The organism is Marinicauda pacifica, from assembly GCF_004793635.1.
Lineage (GTDB): Bacteria > Pseudomonadota > Alphaproteobacteria > Caulobacterales > Maricaulaceae > Marinicauda > Marinicauda pacifica.
This window is the reverse complement of sequence record NZ_SRXV01000127.1, coordinates 1-301: the sequence shown is the minus strand read 5'-3', so window position 1 is coordinate 301 and position 301 is coordinate 1. Positions and strand designations below refer to the sequence as shown.

Genomic DNA, 301 nt, shown 5'->3' with positions numbered 1-301 from the left:
TGTTCGGCGGCTTCATGCTGGCCGGGGGCCATTTCGACATCATCATCAAGGCTTTGCCCTTCGAGTTCATGATGATTGGCGGCGCGGCGATCGGCGCCTTCCTCATTAGTAATTCCGGCAAGACGGTGATGAAGACGCTGGGGGATTTCGGCAAGCTGATCTCCGGGCCGAAATGGAAGGCGAGCGATTACCGCGATCTGATCTCGCTGCTCTTCCTGCTGACCAAGACGATGAAGACCAAGGGTGTCATCGCGCTGGAAAGCCATATCGAGAAGCCGCAGGAGAGTGCCATCTTCTCGCG

At 57.5% G+C, this 301-nt stretch carries 1 protein-coding gene; it reads left to right on the top strand.

What is annotated here, in order from left to right:
• Window positions 1–301: motility-associated protein (locus E5162_RS14665; protein ID WP_338419096.1), on the top strand; the 301-nt coding region annotated here is incomplete at both ends.